At 72.9% G+C, this 2,515-nt stretch carries 3 protein-coding genes; 2 read left to right on the top strand and 1 reads right to left on the bottom strand.

Annotation, left to right across the window (positions count from 1 at the left end):
* Positions 1-413: 413 nt before the first annotated feature.
* Both AC08OP_RS23990 and trpD read left to right on the top strand, forming a co-directional pair.
* Complete coding sequence (locus AC08OP_RS23990) at positions 414-842, top strand: response regulator transcription factor (protein WP_476616246.1); 429 nt, start codon at positions 414-416, stop codon at positions 840-842.
* Positions 843-861: 19 nt separating this feature from the next.
* The gene (gene trpD / locus AC08OP_RS23985; RefSeq protein WP_476616245.1) at positions 862-2,013 is read left to right on the top strand and encodes an anthranilate phosphoribosyltransferase; all 1,152 of its coding nucleotides are present in this window, start codon (positions 862-864) and stop codon (positions 2,011-2,013) included.
* A 39-nt stretch (positions 2,014-2,052) separates the two neighbouring features.
* Here the strand turns inward: trpD and ctaF are convergent, their stop codons facing one another.
* Positions 2,053-2,454 (bottom strand): aa3-type cytochrome oxidase subunit IV, encoded by a 402-nt coding sequence (gene ctaF / locus AC08OP_RS23980; RefSeq protein ID WP_462186434.1) that lies wholly within the window; start codon positions 2,452-2,454, stop codon positions 2,053-2,055.
* Positions 2,455-2,515: the final 61 nt, after the last annotated feature.

Genomic DNA, 2,515 nt, shown 5'->3' with positions numbered 1-2,515 from the left:
GATCGGTCTGGTTGTTCATAGGATCACGCCCGTCGTACGGCGGTGGAACGCCCCGGGCCGCCGGCGGCGGCGATCGAGGCGTCACGCGGTCCGGCCGGCATCAGGGTCCACCGATTGAGAACGATTCTCAGTATCACTCCTGCGACGATCCGAAGGCAACCAGGGGTCTGTGATCCCGACCCCACCCGGCCCGGCGAGGACCCGGCGGGCGACGCGACACGGGTCACGTCCGACGGTCCGCGGGAGGTAGCCTGCACGGGACAACTCTCACATGGCAGCGTCCACTTCCGAGGTGCCCGGATGTCCGGGGTACCTGGGAGCCCGAGGTGCCTGGAGGGCGGTCCGCAGTTCACCGCTGGCCGGCTCACCGCCGGTCGGCGATGGTCACCTCTCGCGAAAGGCCCGCGGACGACATGATCACCATCCTCGTCTACGCCGACCGAGCGGATGTGCGCGAACACGTCCGGAACGCGATCGGCCGTCTCCCCGCCGCTGGCCTCGGTCCGATTGAGTTCGTCGAGGCCGCCGACGCCCCCGAGGCGATCGGCGTGGTCGATCATCACGAGGCGGATCTGTGCGTCTTCGACGCGGAGGCCACCCCCAGCGGCGGCATGGGGCTCTGCCGGCAGCTGAAGAACGAGGTCATCAACTGTCCGCCGACCATCCTGCTGGTCGCCCGCCCGGACGATCGCTGGCTCGCCACCTGGTCCCAGGCGGATGCGGTGGTCACCCATCCGATCGACCCGGGTCTGCTCACCGAGGCGGTCGTGACACTGCTGCGGGCGCGTGCCGGCGGCGCCGTGGCCCGTCAGCCGCTCACCGGCGCCCAGCTCGCCCACTGAGATCCAGGGCTTCCGAGATATGACCACCGTTAGCGCATCCCACTCCCACACCGGCCGCTCCCCCGCCGGGGCTCTCCCGACCGTCGAGACGAGCTGGCCGGAGCTGATCGGGGCGTTGCTGGCGGGCGAGTCCCTGGACTCCGCGCGCACCGCCTGGGCGATGCACCAGATCATGGCGGGGGCCGCCTCGCCCGCGCAGGTGGCCGGGTTCGCGGTAGCGCTGCGGTCCAAAGGGGAGACGCCGGAGGAGATCGCCGGCCTGGTAGGGGCCATGCTGGCCAGTGCCACGCCCCTGAGCCTGTCCGAGCAGGTACGGGCCCGCGCCGTGGACACCTGCGGGACCGGCGGCGACCGTTCCCACACCGTGAACCTGTCGACGATGGCCGCGCTGGTCGTCGCCGGCGCGGGTGTGCCGGTGGTCAAGCACGGCAACCGGGCCGCGTCGTCATCCTGCGGCTCGGCGGACCTGCTCGCGGAGCTCGGTGTCGTGGTCGACCTGCCGCCAGCCGGCGTCGAGGCGTGCCTGGCTACGGCCGGCATCGCCTTCTGCTTCGCCCAGGTCTTCCACCCGGCGATGCGGCACGTCGGCGGGGTCCGGCGCGAGATCGGCGTGCCCACCGCGTTCAACATCCTCGGGCCGCTGAGCAACCCGGCCCGCCCCGGCGCGCAGGCGATCGGCGTCGCCGACGCGCGGCTCGCTCCCGTCGTCGCCGGGGTGCTGGCCGACCGGGGCACCCGGGCGCTGGTGTTCCGCGGCGACGACGGGCTCGACGAGCTCACCCCGGTGACGACGTCCGCCGTGTGGGTCGTCGCGGCCGGCGCCGGACAGCCGCGCCGCGAGCGGTTCGACCCCCGCGACGTCGGCATCCACGTCGCGGACCGCGCCGCACTGCGCGGCGCGGACGCCCGTTACAACGCCGCCGTCACCCGGTCGGTGCTCGCCGGTGAGCCCGGACCCGTCCGCGACGCGGTCCTGCTCGCCGCCGCCACCGCCCTGGTCGCCGCGGCCGGCCCCTCCGACGCCCCCGTCACCGAGCAGATCGGCGCCGCCCTGCCCCGGGCGGCCGAGGCGGTGGACTCCGGCGCCGCCCGGGCCGTCCTGGAACGCTGGGTGACCGCGAGCCAGGCCGCCGCCGCAGCGGTCGACACGGCGGCGGCCACGGCTCCCTGAGCGGGCCTTGGGAAGGGGGACCCCCCGACCCGGGCGGGATCAGTCCTCGGGCACCGGCGGGTGCCAGAAGTTCTCGAAGACCAGGCAGGTCACGAACACCACGACCAGAAGCGCACCGAGAACAATCAGCCAGACGCCGAAGACGAGGCCCATGGCCGCTGTCACCGAGCTGGCCCCGATGAAGAACGGGTAGTAGCTGCCCGGGGTGAAGTGCCCGAGCTCCCCCGCCCCGTCGGCGATCTCCGCATCCGGCAGGTCCTGCGGGCGCATGCCGATCCGCCGGCCGGTGAAGACCAGATAGCCGCCGACGAGCAGGCCGAGCCCCGTGGTGAGGGTCAGCGCGGCCGTGCCGGTCGGGTCCTTCGACCAGAACCAGTACACCAGCGCGGCGGCCCCGGCGAACACCCCGAAGAAGTTGAAGATGATGCCTTCCACCTTCATGCCATGGCCGCCTTAACTGATCTCGGGAGTCGCGTGGTAGTCGACCCGGCCAATCGTGGCC

It is taken from the genome of Frankia sp. CeRuru1 (genome assembly GCF_977966315.1).
Note: the sequence above shows the minus strand (reverse complement) of the source record. Positions and strands in the feature narration are given on the sequence as shown.

What these genes read in the sequence shown, in the direction of transcription:
- AC08OP_RS23990 (WP_476616246.1), top strand. Translation starts at nt 414, where the DNA reads ATGATCACCATCCTCGTCTACGCCGACCGAGCGGATGTGCGCGAACAC.
- trpD (WP_476616245.1), top strand. Translation starts at nt 862, where the DNA reads ATGACCACCGTTAGCGCATCCCACTCCCACACCGGCCGCTCCCCCGCC.
- ctaF (WP_462186434.1), bottom strand. Translation starts at nt 2,454, where the DNA reads ATGAAGGTGGAAGGCATCATCTTCAACTTCTTCGGGGTGTTCGCCGGG.